The 13729-nt window shown below is 70.3% G+C and carries 14 protein-coding genes; 6 read left to right on the top strand and 8 right to left on the bottom strand.

Translation table 11 applies throughout. The features are described 5' to 3' along the window. Window positions 1-15: 15 nt before the first annotated feature. Complete coding sequence (locus AC5YDV_RS11775) at window positions 16-765, bottom strand: helix-turn-helix domain-containing protein (protein ID WP_496183520.1); 750 nt, start codon at window positions 763-765, stop codon at window positions 16-18. Window positions 766-873: 108 nt separating this feature from the next. On the opposite strand from AC5YDV_RS11775, the gene AC5YDV_RS11770 reads away from it, so the two are divergent. Continuing rightward, on the top strand, window positions 874-1947 hold the full coding sequence (locus tag AC5YDV_RS11770) for a hypothetical protein (protein WP_496183519.1): 1074 nt from the start codon (window positions 874-876) through the stop codon (window positions 1945-1947). 3 nt (window positions 1948-1950) lie between these two features. Here the strand turns inward: AC5YDV_RS11770 and AC5YDV_RS11765 are convergent, their stop codons facing one another. From AC5YDV_RS11765 to AC5YDV_RS11755, 3 genes are all read right to left on the bottom strand, one after another. After that, on the bottom strand, window positions 1951-3669 hold the full coding sequence (locus AC5YDV_RS11765) for a glycoside hydrolase family 13 protein (protein WP_496183518.1): 1719 nt from the start codon (window positions 3667-3669) through the stop codon (window positions 1951-1953). 75 nt (window positions 3670-3744) lie between these two features. Then, window positions 3745-5514 carry a glycoside hydrolase family 2 protein gene (locus tag AC5YDV_RS11760; protein WP_496183517.1) on the bottom strand — a complete coding sequence of 590 codons (1770 nt, stop codon included), beginning with the start codon at window positions 5512-5514 and terminating at the stop codon, window positions 3745-3747. A gap of 29 nt (window positions 5515-5543) precedes the next feature. Beyond that, window positions 5544-6470: a DMT family transporter gene (locus tag AC5YDV_RS11755; RefSeq protein WP_496183516.1), complete on the bottom strand. Its 927-nt coding sequence runs from the start codon at window positions 6468-6470 to the stop codon at window positions 5544-5546. Window positions 6471-6535: 65 nt separating this feature from the next. Between AC5YDV_RS11755 and AC5YDV_RS11750 the strand changes: the two genes are divergently transcribed. From AC5YDV_RS11750 to AC5YDV_RS11730, 5 genes are all read left to right on the top strand, one after another. After that, the gene (locus tag AC5YDV_RS11750) at window positions 6536-6877 is read left to right on the top strand and encodes a DUF2218 domain-containing protein (RefSeq protein ID WP_496183515.1); all 342 of its coding nucleotides are present in this window, start codon (window positions 6536-6538) and stop codon (window positions 6875-6877) included. Window position 6878: 1 nt separating this feature from the next. Beyond that, window positions 6879-7283, top strand: coding sequence for a VOC family protein (locus tag AC5YDV_RS11745; protein ID WP_496183514.1), 405 nt, complete (start codon window positions 6879-6881; stop codon window positions 7281-7283). An 89-nt stretch (window positions 7284-7372) separates the two neighbouring features. Further along, the gene (locus AC5YDV_RS11740; RefSeq protein ID WP_496183513.1) at window positions 7373-7699 is read left to right on the top strand and encodes a 4a-hydroxytetrahydrobiopterin dehydratase; all 327 of its coding nucleotides are present in this window, start codon (window positions 7373-7375) and stop codon (window positions 7697-7699) included. Continuing rightward, on the top strand, window positions 7699-9093 hold the full coding sequence (fumC, locus tag AC5YDV_RS11735) for a class II fumarate hydratase (protein WP_496183512.1): 1395 nt from the start codon (window positions 7699-7701) through the stop codon (window positions 9091-9093). Before AC5YDV_RS11740 ends, fumC begins: the two co-directional genes overlap by 1 nt. An 81-nt stretch (window positions 9094-9174) precedes the next feature. Then, a complete protein-coding gene (locus AC5YDV_RS11730; RefSeq protein ID WP_496183511.1) occupies window positions 9175-9555 on the top strand; it encodes an antitoxin in 381 nt (126 codons plus the stop codon). A 120-nt stretch (window positions 9556-9675) separates the two neighbouring features. Here AC5YDV_RS11730 and AC5YDV_RS11725 read toward each other — a convergent pair whose 3' ends face one another. From AC5YDV_RS11725 to AC5YDV_RS11710, 4 genes are all read right to left on the bottom strand, one after another. After that, complete coding sequence (locus AC5YDV_RS11725; RefSeq protein WP_496183510.1) at window positions 9676-9801, bottom strand: hypothetical protein; 126 nt, start codon at window positions 9799-9801, stop codon at window positions 9676-9678. An 879-nt stretch (window positions 9802-10680) separates the two neighbouring features. After that, window positions 10681-11565, bottom strand: coding sequence for an IS3 family transposase (locus tag AC5YDV_RS11720; protein ID WP_496183509.1), 885 nt, complete (start codon window positions 11563-11565; stop codon window positions 10681-10683). Further along, the gene (locus AC5YDV_RS11715; protein ID WP_496192495.1) at window positions 11562-11942 is read right to left on the bottom strand and encodes a transposase; all 381 of its coding nucleotides are present in this window, start codon (window positions 11940-11942) and stop codon (window positions 11562-11564) included. The genes AC5YDV_RS11720 and AC5YDV_RS11715 overlap by 4 nt, the downstream gene beginning before the upstream one ends. 49 nt (window positions 11943-11991) lie before the next feature. Continuing rightward, the gene (locus AC5YDV_RS11710) at window positions 11992-13647 is read right to left on the bottom strand and encodes an HNH endonuclease signature motif containing protein (protein WP_496192494.1); all 1656 of its coding nucleotides are present in this window, start codon (window positions 13645-13647) and stop codon (window positions 11992-11994) included. Window positions 13648-13729: the final 82 nt, after the last annotated feature.

Genomic DNA, 13729 nt, shown 5'->3' with positions numbered 1-13729 from the left:
GGCGTCAGCAGGCGGTCAGTCGGGGCGGCGCAGGCTCGGCAACGCGGTCAGGATCGGCACGGTCGAGTTGGCCGGGGAGAAGTGGAGCGTCACCGTGCACGGGGACGTGATGGGTGCAGGGTGCACCGCCACGATCGGCTGCAGGGGCGCGATCTGCTCGTCGGGGTCGGCGGACGCCGGCAACACATTCGCCAGCAGCCAAGGATGCCCCGGTGACAAGGGGATCTCCACCTCGTCCGCCCGGTCGGCGAGGACGCCCCCGGCCGGCAACCCGAAAGGCGCCGGCTGGGCGAACCACCCCGCCCAGATGCGGACCCGGGGTGCAGGACGCACCGCGTCCGGCACGTCGAGGCGGACGCGGACCGCCGGCTGGCGGGGATCGCCCAAGCGGAAGGGGGTGAGCGGGGAATCCCCGACCTCGTCGGCCAGTCGACGCAACCGCGCGGGCGGCACGGCGACGAGTTCCTTGAACCGCCGAGCGAAGCTGGACAGCGAATCGAAACCCACCGCGGTCGCGACGTCGATCACGGGGTCGTCCCCGGCGAGCAACAGCCGCTTCGCGGCGTCGATGCGCAGCGCGGTGAGGAACGCGCCCGGCGACATCCGGATCGAGTTGCCGAACAACCGCGTGAAGTGGAAGGGGCTGTACCCGACGTGGTCCGCCAGATCGGCCACCGTGATGCCCTCGTTGGCTCGCTCGCGCGCGAGCGCCAGCACCGAGGCCAGTGCCGTGGCGTCCAGCGTGGGGCCGCGCCGTGGGGTCACCCCGGGGAGTCTAGTCCGGCCCTCCGACATCGCTCATGGGCTTGTCGCGGCACTCAGCGCAGACGTAGCGTGCCCTGCGACGACATCGCCCGCGACCGAGGAGGCCCCGTGGACGTCACCATCACGACCCTCCCCCTGCCGGAGCGTGCCGACGAACCCGGCGCGGTCGGCGAGGCCTTCCGCGCGTACGACGCCCACTGCAACCGCTCGAACGACGCCCGCTTCGGTCCCGGCATCATCACCCGGACGACGGCGGAGCGGCTCGCGGCCCTGCGCAGCGGCGAGTCCGAGCACAGCGTCACCTTCGTCGCGCACGAGGGCGGACGGCTGGTCGGGTCCGTGCAGGTCTTCCTGCCCCTGAAGGAGTCCACGCGGACGGCCGATTCGTCCCTCACGATCGAACCCGGCCTGCCGGACGCCCACGCGCGCGACCTGGTGGAGCGCCTGGTCGCCCGGTTCGAGGTGTACGCCCGCGAGCAGGGACGCACGATCTTCTGTGCCGAATCGGTCGGCGCGGCGTCCGGACCCGTGATGGCTCGGACCGGCTTCGGCGGGGCCGACCCGACTCATCCCGAGGCGGCACCCCTCGTGGCGCGCGGCTATCACCTCGAGCAGGTCTACCGCGTCAGCGTCGCCGACCTGACGACGCTGCCCGACCTCGAGGAGCGCCTGGCCGCGGCGCGGGAGCGCTCGGCCGGCTACGAGGTGCTCGCGTGGGTGGGCTCCACCCCCGCCGCGCACCGAGCCGCCATGCGGGCCCTGCACGAAGGGATGTCGCGGGACGTGCCCCTGGGCGAACTGGTCCTGGAGCCGGAAGTCTGGGAGGACGCCCGTCTCACCGAGTTCGAGGAGCGGCGCGAAGCCGCGGGGCTGACCATCCGCACCGTCGTCGCCCGCGAGGTGGCCACGGACGAGCTGGCGGGTTTCAGCACCCTGTTCGTCGGCGCCGGCGACGTGGCCAACCAGCACGACACCTACGTGGCCGGCGGCCACCGCGGTCACGCGCTGGGCATGCTGCTCAAGCTCGCCAACCTCGCCGACCTGCGGCGTCACCACCCGGACGTGACCCGGGTGGTGACGTTGAACGCCGAGGAGAACCGGCCCATGCTCGCGGTGAACGAGGCGATGGGTTTCGTTCCGGTGTTCCACGACGCCGTCTGGCAGCGTCGCACCGACGGCTGAGGGTCAGACCGCCAACCAAGCCGTCGCGTCGGACGGCAGGCGTCCGTCGACCAGGCCCACCGAACTCAGCAGCACCTCGCCGGCCGGCAGGTCGACGGGCTCGGAGCCGAAGTTGACCACCACGAGCGTCGAGGCTCCGCGCGTGAACGCGAGAACGTCGCCGCGGTCCGCCTCGTGGGGGGTGAGGTCCTCCGTCCGGAAGTCGGCACGCTCGCGGCGCAACCGCAGCGCCGCCCGGTAGAGCGACAGCATGGACTCCGGGTCCTGGGCCTGCTTCTCGGCCGTGAGGTCACCCCACGCGGCCGGCTGCGGGAGCCAGGGGGCGGCGTCCACGCCGAAGCCGAAGGGGGCGACCCCGCCCGACCAGGGCAGCGGGACGCGGCAGCCGTCCCGGCCCCGGACCGTGTGCCCGGAGCGCTCCCACGCGGGGTCCTGGAGCAGCGACTCGGGCAGGTCCTCCACCTCCTCCAGGCCGAGTTCCTCCCCCTGGTAGATGTAGGCCGAGCCCGGCAGCCCCAGCTCGAGCAGCGCGGCAGCGCGGGCGCGGCGGCGTCCGAGGTCGAGGTCGGTCGGCATGGCGTGCAGCTGGGCCCCGAGTTCGATCGGGTCGCCCGCGGCCTCGAGGGGGTCCTCCGCCGAGTAGTCGACACCGGTGACGGGCTTCCCGTACCGGGTGGCCACGCGGACGTTGTCGTGGTTGCCGAGCACCCACGTCGCGGGGGCCCCCACGGACTCGTGGGCCGGGATCGTCTTGGCGATCACGGCGCGCTGGGACGCGGCCGACCACTCCGACAGCAGGGCGTCGAAGTTGAACGTGGTGTGCAGGCGATCCTGCCGGACGTACTCCACGAGCCGCTCGATCGGGTCGAGGTACGCCTCGGCCACGAAGATGCGCCCACCCAGGTCCGAGCCCGCGTAGGAGTCGGCGATGGCACGCCAGCGGCGGTGGATGGTGCCGAGGTCGGGGTGGTCCCAGTGCGGGGCACCGACCTCCTTGAGGTTGCTGCCCAGCCCGGTGTGGGGGTTGACGATGTGGTCGGGGAGGAGGGGATCCTTGGCCATCGAGTCGGCCACGTCGATGCGGAAGCCGTCGATGCCGCGGTCGAACCAGAACCGCAGCACGTCGTCGAACATCGCCGGCACGTCGGCGTTGGCCCAGTTCCAGTCCGGCTGCGAGACGTCGAACAGGTGGAGGTACCACTGCCCGGGCGTCCCGTCCGGGTCGGTGGTGCGCGTCCAGGCCGGGCCGCCGAAGACGGACGCCCAGTTGTTGGGGGGCAGCTCGCCGTGCTCGCCGCGTCCGTCACGGAAGATGTACCGCTCGCGCTCCGGCGAGCCCGGGGCGGCGGCCAGCGCCTCCTTGAACCAGGGATGTTCCCAGCTCGAGTGGTTCGGCACGAGGTCGATCAGCACGCGGATCCCCTGGTCGTGGGCGCGCGCGATGAACTCGTCGGCGTCCGCGAGCGTGCCGAAGTCGGGGTTGATGTCGCAGTAGTCGGCGACGTCATAGCCGCCGTCCAGCAGGGGCGAGGGGTACCACGGGCTCACCCAGACGGCGTCCACGCCGAGGTCGGCGAGGTGGGGGAGCTTCTCGGTGATGCCCCGGACGTCGCCCGTCCCGTTGTTGTCGGCGTCCGCGAAGGACCGCGGATACACCTGGTAGACGACCGCGTGGCGCCACCAGTCGGAGTCGTGGAAGTGCGGGTTCGGCGTAGGGCTCATGGAGCACAAGCCAACCGCTCCCCAGGGGTGTGGTCAAGAGGCGACGACCGCTTTTTGTCGAAGTAGAGAAAACTGTTACCCGGAGGCCGTCAGGGCCGCCTTCAGGTCCTCGATCGGAGCCTTCGGCGTCCGGTCCGGCCAGGCCAGGCCGTTCTGTTCCTGGCGGCAGTCGGTGAGCTGGGTCCAGCAGAATCCGGCCACGCCCGACCGCGAACCGAGGGGCGCCACCAGCGCGCGCACGCGCTCCAGCAACGCGTCGGCGTCCGCAACCTCCCCGTAGCCCCACGACTCGCCCTCGCGCAGCAGCGAGACGCCGCCGAACTCGCTCACCACGACGGGCGCCCCCGCGAGGACGGGGTCGACCAGCACCACCTTGCCGCCCGGACGCCCACCCGCGAGGGTGGCGCGCGCGGCGTCCGGCGTGCCGTACCGGGAGGCGAGCAGGTCGGGTTCGTGCGTGTAGTCGTGGACGCCGACGATGTCGCCGGCCACGTTCTCCCAGCCGTCGTTGCCGATCGCGAGGCGCGTCGGATCCAAGGTCTTGGCCAGCCAGTACGCCGCGCGCACCGCCGCCTGCTGGGACGCCGCGGTCGCGACCTCACCCACACCCCAGCTCTCGTTGTAGGGCACCCACGCCACCACGCTCGGGTGGTTGCGGTCGCGCTCGATGAGGTCGGTGAGCGTCGCCATCACCCCGGCGGTCGTCCGCGCCGAGTGCACGAACGCCGCCGGGACGTCCGCCCACACCATCAACCCCATCTCGTCGCACGCGCGCAGGAAGCGCGGGTCGGCGCTGACCTGGTGCAGGCGCAGTCCGTTGAAGCCCATCCCCTTGATCAGGGCGGCCTCGGCGACCAGCGCGTCCAGCGACGGGGCGGTGAAGAGGGTGTCGGGCCAGAAGGCCTGCTCCAGCACGAGCCGGGAGAAGACCGGGACGCCGTTCAGTTCGACGGCCCCGTCGCGGACGCCCACCGTGCGCAGCCCGGTGTAGCCGGACGCCTCGTCCAGCACCGTGTCGGCGCGCAGCAGCCGCAGGCGGACGTCGATGAGCACCGGCGAGTCCGGGGACCAGTACAGCCAGGGCGTGTCGGCGGACGCCGCGCGACCGATCCGGGCGAACAGCTCCACCGCCGACGAGGTGGCCTCCGCCCGCACGGTGCCGAGGTCGAGGCCGTTGCACGCGAACGAGGTCTCCACCGCGAGGTCGTCCGTCTCGTCCCAGCCGACCAGCCGGACGACGCCGTGCAGGTGGCCGGCGAGGTCCAGGGTGGTCCACGCCACCGCGTCCAGCCGGACGGCCGGGACCACCTCGAGCCACACCGACCGCCAGATCCCCGAGGACCGGTCGTACCAGATGATGTGGGGCTCGTCGTGCCAGCCCTGCTTGCCGCGCAGCTGCTCCACGTCGCGGGTCAGGTCGGTCGCCGCGACGACGAGTTCGTGCTCGGGGCCATGCTCGGGGCCCTCGGCGAGGGCGTCCGTGATGTCGAAGGTGAACGGGGTGTAGCCGCCGGTGTGCTCGCCGACGAGCTGTCCGTCGACCCAGACCCGGGCGTGGTGGTCCACCGCCTCGAAGTGCAGCAGGACGCGCTCGCCCGCGGCATGGTCGACGGCGAACGTCCGGCGGTAGCGCGGGTGGTCGCAACGGGACTCCCCGATGCCCGAGGCGGACGACTCGGGCGGGAACGGCACCTCGATCGTGCGGTCCCAGGGTTGGTCGGCGGGCGTGTCGCCGGCCGTTCCGCTGCTGAACTGCCACGGGCCGTCCAAGGACTGCCAGGTGGCGCGGGCGAACGTGGGGCGGGGGTGGTCCGCAGCGGGGCGGACGGGGACATCAGTGTTCATCGGGACCCACTCTCGGTCGGGGTTCAACCTCAGGGATGCAGCTCCGGCTCCATCGTGTCACGGGGGAGTGGCGCCCCGCTGCCGAACGTCGTCACGACCACCGCCGCGAGCAGCAGGCCGGCCCCCATGCCGGCGGGCACCGTGAGCCACTCGCCGAAGACCGCCGCAGCGAGGACGGTGGCCGTCAGGGGCTCCAGCAGGGCGATGAGGGAACCGGTCGTGCCGCTCTGGGTGCGCAGCCCGCGCAGGTAGGAGAGGTAGGCGATCGCCGACGGGACCAGGCCGAGCGCCAGCACGAGCAGGAGGGCCAGCGGCGTGGGGGTGAAGCCGATCGGGCCCAGGGTGGACGCGGTGGCCAGGACGGCGACCCCACCCAGGACGAACGCCAGGCCCGTCCCGGTCGCGTCGTCGAAATCGGGGTCCGGGTTCGCGCCCATGATGCTGATGCCGGCGAACGACGCGCCCGCGACGCAGGCGAGGCCCGCGCCGATGAGCGCATCGGTGAGGGGGATCCCCTCCGGCGGCGATCCGGCCAGCAGCACCAGCCCGACCAGCGCCGCGCCCAGCGCGAGCCCGAGGCGTCCGGTCGGACGGGTGCGCCCGGTCAGGGCCTCGACCACCAGCACGAGGAGGGGTGCCGAGCCGATGGTGACGAGGGTCGCGACGGCGATGCCCACGAAGCCGATCGCCGAGAAGAAGGCCATCTGGTAGATGCTCGTCGCGAGGGCGAGCCCGGCGACGCGGAGCCAACCCGACCGCTGCCGCGGGAGGCGCAAGCGGCGGGTGAGCAGGGTGAACGAGAGGATCAACAGCCCGCCGACGAGGATGCGATGGCCGCCCGCCGCCAGCAGGGGGAGACCGGACTCCTCGCGCAGCAGGACGCCGAGCGTGCCCGACGTGCCCCAGGCCAGCCCGGCCAGCACGAGCCACCCGAGTCCTGTCCGATGCGCGGTCACGCGTCGCATCCTCGCACGACGGGCGCCCCTGTTCCGTGGCGACCACGATGCGTAGGGTGGCGTCCGTGACCGACTTCACCAGCACCTCCGCTGTCGCGACCGGACGCCCCGGGCGCTACGCGAAGCAGCTCGCCGCTCACTTCGGGAAGAAGATCCCCACCGGGTGGGCCGACGACTCGGGCGAGGGCTTCCTCGAGTTCCCCGGGGGACGCGTGACGCTCGCCGCCGGTGACGACGTCCTGCTGCTCGCCCTGGCGTGTGCCGACGCCGAGTCCCGCGACCAGCTCGAGGGCATCGTCGGACGCCACCTCGTCCGGTTCGGCACCAAGGACGAACTGGTCTGCGCCTGGGACCGCACCGACGGCACCCCGGGCTCCGTGGAGCGCAACACCGGCGAGGGGGAGTGACATGGCGCTGAGCTGGTACACCGTGGTGGTCGACTGCCGGGACCCGCAGGCCCAGGCCCACTGGTGGGCGGAGGCGCTCGACTGGCAGGTCGTCTACGACACGCCCGACGAGGCGGTCGTCATCCCGCAGGGCATGACCGAGGAGCCGGTGGCCGACCTCGAGACGTGGATGTCCCGCGGTCAGGGGCTCGTCTTCGTGCCGGTCCCCGAACCCAAGACGGTGAAGAACCGCCTGCACCTCGACCTGGCCCCGCACATCAGCCAGGACCGCGACGCGGAGATCGAGCGCCTGCTCGCCCTGGGGGCCACCTTGGTGGATGTGGGCCAGCCCGACGACGTCACCTGGACCGTCCTGGCCGACCCCGAGGGCAACGAGTTCTGCGTGCTCAGCAGTCGGGATCGCTGACGCCGGGGTCCGTGGCGGTTCTTGGGTGCGCTGTTCCTGGGCGGGGGCGGCCGCTTGGTTCTCCCCGCCCCGGGGACGAGGATGGGGGCATGAGCGATTCCATCACTGACGAGGAATTCACCGCCGCCCCCGGCCTCCGGGACTGGCGTGTCGCTGACCACGTGGCGAGCGCCCGCTTCCACACCGGCTCCTTCGCCACCGGCGTCGAGTTCGTGGTCGCGATCGGACGGGACGCGGATGCCGCCAACCACCACCCCGACGTCGACCTGCGTTTCGACCACGTGGACGTCTCCCTGACCTCCCACGACGTGGGGGGCCTCAGCCGGCGCGACATCGCGCTGGCCCGCAAGATCAGTGCCGCGGCGAGGAAGCTCGACGCGGCCGCCAACCCCGACCGTGAAGGAGAGGACGCCTGATGCGTACCGAACGAGACAGCATGGGGGCCATCGAGGTCCCGGACGACGCCTACTGGGGGGCCCAGACCCAACGCTCCCTCGGCAACTTCGACATCGGACGCGACACCTTCGTCTGGGGGCGCGCCATGGTGCGAGCCCTCGGCGTCCTGAAGAAGGCGGCCGCCCAGGCCAACGGCGAGCTCGGGGAGCTTCCGCCTGAGGTGGCCGACCTCATCGTCCGGGCCGCGGACGAAGTGATCGCCGGCGAGCTCGACGACCAGTTCCCCCTGGTGGTGTTCCAGACCGGCTCGGGCACCCAGTCGAACATGAACGCCAACGAGGTCATCTCCAACCGTGCCATCGAGTTGGCCGGCGGGGTGCGCGGCTCCAAGGAGCCGGTCCACCCGAACGACCACGTCAACCGCGGGCAGTCGAGCAACGACACGTTCCCGACCGCCATGCACATCGCGGTGGTCAGCGAGCTGAACGGACGCCTCTGGGCTCCGGTCGAGCGGCTGCGCGACGTGCTGGCGGCCAAGGCGTCCGAGTTCGCCGACGTCGTGATGGTGGGGCGTACCCACCTGCAGGACGCCACGCCGGTGACCTTGGGCCAGGTCGTCGGCGGCTGGGTCGCGCAGATCGACTTCGCGCTCGACGGCGTCCGTGCGGCCGACAAGCGCGCCCGCGACCTGGCCATCGGCGGGACGGCGGTCGGTACCGGGCTCAACGCCCACCCCGACTTCGGGCGCCTGGCCGCCGAGAAGATCAGCGCCGAGACGGGCCTGGAGTTCCGGCAGGCGGACAACCTGTTCGCGGCGCTCTCGGCGCACGACTCGCTGGTGGAGGTCTCGGCGTCCCTGCGGACCTTGGCCGGCGCGCTGATGAAGATCGCCAACGACGTGCGGTGGTACGCCTCGGGTCCGCGCAACGGCATCGGCGAGCTGACGATCCCGGAGAACGAGCCGGGCAGCTCGATCATGCCGGGCAAGGTGAACCCGACGCAGTCCGAGGCGGTGACCATGGTCGTCGCCCGTGTGTTCGGCAACGACGCGACCGTCGCCTTCGCGGGCTCGCAGGGCAACTTCCAGCTCAACGTGTTCAAGCCCGTGATGGCCCACGCGGTGCTGGAGTCGATCCGGTTGCTGGCGGACGCATCGGCGTCCTTCACCGACCACTGCATCGTGGGCCTGGAGCCCAACCGGGAGCGGATCGACGCCAACCTGTCCTCGAACCTGATGCTGGTGACGGCCCTCAACCGGCACATCGGCTACGACTCGGCGGCCGCGATCGCCAAGGACGCCCACAAGACCGGCTCGACGCTCCGCGAGGCGGCGATCCGGTCCGGCAAGCTGACCGGTGAGCAGTTCGACGCGTGGGTCGTCCCGGTGGACATGACACATCCGTCGGCGAGCTGACCCCGGGGGTTCGCCCCATTCCCACCAGGGACGGTCGTCGCTAGCGTGAACCGGTACGAACTTTGACTCAGGAGGTAAGTCATGACCGACCAACCGCAGGGGTTCAACCCCGGTGAGTACATCGACAAGGCCAAAGGCTACGCCCAGCAGAACCCCGAGCATGCGCGCAGCTTCATCGACAAGGTCGAGGACTTCGTCGACGAGAGGACCGGAGGCAAATACTCGGGCCAGGTCGACCAGGCGGGCGATTGGATCGAGGGCCAACTGGGCCTACCGAACAACACCAACAACCCGGCGCCGACCGAGCCGCACGTCGACCCGGAGGCGCCGACTGACCCGATGATCCCGACGCAGCAGCCGACGGTTCCCACCACGGATCCGGAGGCGCCGAACGACCCGATGATCCCGACGCAGCAGCCGACGGTTCCCACCACGGATCCGGAGGCGCCGCCGACGGCTTGATCGCCGACCGACATGAACTCGCCCGCACTCCTCGAGGAGTGCGGGCGAGTTCTGTGTGGCGGCACCGTACCGGCAGTCCTGGCGGGTGACAGGCCATCCGGGTTGGGCAGATCGGCGAGCTCAGCGCGTCCACGTGTGGCGGAGCGCATCCATGTCGATCCGGTCGTACAGGTGGGTGGACCTCCCGGGACGGTCGATGGCCAACAGTTGACGCAGGGTGCGCAACAGGGGGCTGTGCTTGGGCATGCTGAAACCTCCCTTCGAGGTTTCGAAAATGGCAGGAGAGGATGGGTGCGTGAATGCACGTCGGGGCGCGATAAGAAGGGCTCACATGCATTCGTGAGATGGGCATACGTGTGCCGGAGAATGTGTCATGGGGAGCCGGATCGTGACCGACGAAGGCCTCGTCGAATGGCACGGAGGAAGGCAAGGACGAGCCGCGATCCGCGTGGCGCTGTCGTCGGCGAGCACCGGCCGTGTCAACGTGCGCCTAGTGCGCCTATCACCTCAGGGGTGTGATGGCGTATGTGACAACGGGGTGCGACCCCAGTGCGAGGAGAACTCAGCTGGTGGGGCGGCGTCGAGCCGGCGTGGCGGTGGGCGTGATGACCCCGGCGAAACCGGCGCCCCTGCCTGCGGCAAAGTTCAACATGGCAACCACCACCTTCCTGACTCGTGCGATCGGGCTGGAAAATGCCCGCGCCTGAAATCTAGGCCATCGCTCCATTTGATGTCAACCCTCAAATGGGAGCAAAGTTTGGTCGATCCTCCGCAGTGAATCGACCGCGTGTTCTGCGAGGTCTCGGACGTCGGCCGGGTGGGAGTGGGCATGACCAAACGCATACCGACGGTCCAGTCGTGGGGGCCCAGGCGCCGAGTTGGGTGCTCTTCGAGGAGGGTTGTGGTTCTTCGTGTCGGTCACGTCCGGGTTCCCGGCGGGCGAGGACCAGCCGACCCGCGTGCCCGTCGAAGGGCGACCGGTCCGTCACCTCGATCCGGCCGTCGGGCCCTCGCGGCCCGTCTTGGATGGTCGTGGCTGTTCGCTCGTCGCGAGCGTCACGTGACGACGTGTCACTTGTGGTGCCGTGTCACTTGGAGTGTTCCCGAAAAAGTGGAGGCGGTGATTTATGCCGCGAGTTCGTGGATGTGTCGATATCCTAGCTCGTATTCGTGTGGTGTCAAATAGCTTAGTGTTGAATGCCTGCGGGTGCGGTTGTAGTACATCTCGATCCACTCGAAGGTGGCCTTCTTCACTGATGTGAGGTCCGGCCACGGCCGGGTGTGGATGAGTTCCTTCTTGTAGGTCGCGAAGAAGCTTTCCGCGACAGCGTTGTCGTAGCAGATCCCGGTCCGGCCCAAGGATCGGCGGACCTTGTTCTTCGCACAGAATGCCGCGAACTCGTGGGACGTATATTGTGTCCCGCGGTCGGAATGGAATATGACGCGGCCTTTCGGGCGGCGTTGTGCGATCGCCATCCTCAGGGCGTCGGTGACCAGGTCGGTGCGCATGTGGTCGGCGACCGCCCAGCCGACCACCCGCCGCGAGTGCAGGTCGATCACGGTGGCCAGGTACACCCAGCCGTCCCAACTCTTGACGTAGGTGATGTCGCCGCACCAACGCTGGTCCCGCTTCTTGGCGGTGAAGTCCCGGCCGATCAGGTCCGGCGCCGGCACCGGCCGCTCGCCCTGGATCGTGGTCTTCTTCCACGCCTTGGGGTAGCGTCCCTGCAAGCCAGCGGCCTTCATCAGCCGCCACACCCGCTTCCGCGACACCCGCTGGCCCTGGGCGGCGAGCTCGGCGTGGATCCGCCGCACGCCCGGGTTGCCCTTCAACCGGTCGAAGAGCTCCCCGATGAGGCGCAGCAGCGCCTCATCGGCCCGAGCCCGTGGCGAGGCCGGCCGGGTCCGCCACGCGTAGTAGCCCGAGGTCGACACGCCCAGCTCGGTGCACATGAACTCGACCGGGTATTCCTTGGCGTCGGCCCAGTCTGCGATCGCAGCAAAGATCACTGCTGGTCTTTCGCGAACCAGGCCGCCACTTTTTTTGCGAACTCGGCCTCCATCTTCAGCCGGCGATTCTCGGCGCGGAGCCGTTCCAGTTCGGCTCGTTCGTCCTCGTTCAACGGCCGGACCGGTTCACCCTCTTGCGCGTCTCGTGCCTTCTTCACCCATTTCCCCAAAGTCATCTCATGCACGCCGATACTGCGTGCCACGTCCGCGATCGTGCGCCCGTCATTGATCACGAACTCTACCGCGGCCGCTTTGTACTCCTCCGTGAACGCCTCCGTGTCGATCCCATCGTCGGTTCCTCCCTTGCTCAGGAACCCGCGAAATATGCCCCACCCTCCACCAAACTGGGAACGGTCCAACTCGTGGTGAGGTGTCACTCGTGACGACGTGTCACTCGTGGCGTCGTGGTTCGGGTGTGCCGGCTTCTCAGGGTTGTCTGGGGCGTGTGGGTGGTAGGAATTCGGGGTGTCCGTCGGTCTTCATGTGGACGCTCCACCGTCTGGGCGGAGTGCTCCCTTGCCAGAAGCGGAGGGGTTCGACCACTCCGTGGTGGTGCGGGCAGAGGAGGACAAGGTTGTCGAGTGAGGTAGCTCCGCCTGCCCACCAGGGGGTGATGTGGTGGGCTTCGCATTCGGAAGAAGCCTTCTGGCAGCTCGGGAACGCACAGCCACGGTCGCGGGCTTCGAGGGCCCGGCGGATGCCAGGAGTGACGAGGCGTTGTTGGCGGCCGACGTCGAGGGGTTGGCTGGCTCCGCCGAGGACGATGGGGAGGATGTTGGCGTCGCACAGGAGTTGGCGGAGTTGGCCGGCGGTGAGGTCGCGGCCGGAGGCGAGGTGTCCGGCTTGTTCTTGGTGCTGGGTGAGGAGGTCCAGGCTCATGGTGACGACCACGGTGGGTCGGTTGGGGGAGAGGCTGGGGCCGGGGGTGGGAGAGGGGGTCCGTGCCGTCTTCGCGGGGGTGGCCGGGACCGCGTTCGCGGGGGTGGCCTGGGCCGCGCCGAGGGTCGTGTAAGGCTGCGACGAGGTCGTGGCCGGGTCACGTTCGACGGAGGCGGCAGTGACCGGGACCGCGCCCGCCGGGGTGGCTTGGATCGTGTTCGCCGGGGTGTCTTGGCCTGCTTCAACGGGCAGGCGGGGCGTGAGTTCCGTGCGGGAGTTAGGGGCCGCATGGTCAGTAGGGGCGTGGCCGGCGGTCGCATGGCCGGCGAGCGTGTGGTCTGCGGGCGTGTGGTCGGCGGGCGCGTTGCGTGTCGCCGCGAGGCCGGTACCGGTCGCGTGCACTGCGTGGATGAGAGCGATGAGGCCGTCGGCGGTGCGTTGCTCGCGGGTGCGTAGGCCGGGGTCGTCGTGGCGGTCGGCGGCTTGTTCGATCGCGCGTCGGTTGGACAGGGTGTGGGCGTTGACGAGGTTGACCAGCATCTCGCCCTCCAGGACCGGCAGTTGGCCCCTCAGGAGGATGGAGCCCTGACCGTCGGGGATCATGCTCAACGAGCGTGCCGCGACGGCTTGTTTGCGCTGGACGTCGAGGCGGGACAGCTCGTCCTCGACCCCGTCGACCTCGGGAGCCACCTCGGCCAACACCGACCGCGACTGCTTGGCGAGCTCCTTGGCGTCCATGCGTTGGGCGCGTTCCAGCAGCAGCTGTTCGGCCTGGTCGCGGCGTTCGTCGCCGAGGGTGGCGGGCAGGTTGCCGAGGACTTGGTCGATGGAGCGGGCTTGGCGTACGGAGACTTCCCCGGCGAGGGCGGCCGCCTTGACGCCGGGGCGTCCGCTGATGTCCTTGCCGGCGAACAGCCAACCGGCCGCTTCCGACGCGGTGACTTGGGCGGTCATTGCCAACAGGTCGGTGGTGCTGGTGCCGCGTGGCCCGCGGGTTCGGGCCTGGTCGGCTTCGGCGACCAGGACGGCGCGGAGGGCGTCCAGTTGGCGGCCCACCGCGACGACCTGTTCGGCCAGCTGGAAGCGGGCGTCGGCGTCCAAGCGTTGGCGGGCGTCGTGGTCGACGGCACCCAGCAGCGCGCGCACCTGGGCGAGCGCGTCGCTGGTGGCGACGAGCCGCGGGGTGGGGCTGGGAGTGCTCATGTCCACCACCCTAGGCATTCGAACACACATTCGAGCACCCATCAGGCGGCCCTGTGGACAACCACCGCCACCCCTCCAGCAC

The sequence above is a fragment of the Propioniciclava sp. LT432 genome, assembly GCF_059515965.1.
The sequence above is the reverse complement of the archived record's forward strand: the minus strand, read 5'-3'. Positions and strand labels throughout refer to the sequence as shown.

Coding starts and splice junctions, on each gene's coding strand:
- AC5YDV_RS11765 (WP_496183518.1), bottom strand. CDS start 3,669: ATGAGCCCTACGCCGAACCCGCACTTCCACGACTCCGACTGGTGGCGC.
- AC5YDV_RS11760 (WP_496183517.1), bottom strand. CDS start 5,514: ATGAACACTGATGTCCCCGTCCGCCCCGCTGCGGACCACCCCCGCCCC.
- AC5YDV_RS11745 (WP_496183514.1), top strand. CDS start 6,879: ATGGCGCTGAGCTGGTACACCGTGGTGGTCGACTGCCGGGACCCGCAG.
- AC5YDV_RS11740 (WP_496183513.1), top strand. CDS start 7,373: ATGAGCGATTCCATCACTGACGAGGAATTCACCGCCGCCCCCGGCCTC.
- fumC (WP_496183512.1), top strand. CDS start 7,699: ATGCGTACCGAACGAGACAGCATGGGGGCCATCGAGGTCCCGGACGAC.
- AC5YDV_RS11730 (WP_496183511.1), top strand. CDS start 9,175: ATGACCGACCAACCGCAGGGGTTCAACCCCGGTGAGTACATCGACAAG.
- AC5YDV_RS11725 (WP_496183510.1), bottom strand. CDS start 9,801: ATGCCCAAGCACAGCCCCCTGTTGCGCACCCTGCGTCAACTGTTGGCC.
- AC5YDV_RS11710 (WP_496192494.1), bottom strand. CDS start 13,647: ATGAGCACTCCCAGCCCCACCCCGCGGCTCGTCGCCACCAGCGACGCG.